Below are 236 nucleotides of genomic sequence, written 5' to 3'. Positions count from 1 at the left end.
ATGTCGGTGGCTGTGACGCTCGAGATCGTCATGTTGCGGATCGTGGCGTTCGCCGTTCCAGAGGCGCTGATGCCGATCGCGGCATTGGCGCCGGTGCCGTCGTTGCCATTGATGGTAAAGCCGTCGATGACATTGCCGCTGGCGCCGAGCGTTAGGACGCTGGCGCCGTCGGCGCTCGTCAGCGTGGTGGTGCCGCCGGGCGTCTGGTCGGCGATCGAGATGGTGTTGGAGGCGAG

General features: G+C 66.1%; 1 protein-coding gene. It reads right to left on the bottom strand.

The window, feature by feature from the left end; genetic code table 11:
• Positions 1-236: VCBS domain-containing protein (locus EOC06_RS41110; RefSeq protein ID WP_206631338.1), on the bottom strand; the 236-nt coding region annotated here is incomplete at both ends.

It is taken from the genome of Mesorhizobium sp. M7A.F.Ca.MR.362.00.0.0, from assembly GCF_004023175.1.
In the GTDB taxonomy this organism is placed as follows: domain Bacteria; phylum Pseudomonadota; class Alphaproteobacteria; order Rhizobiales; family Rhizobiaceae; genus Mesorhizobium.
This window is presented reverse-complemented; position numbering and strand designations above follow the sequence as displayed.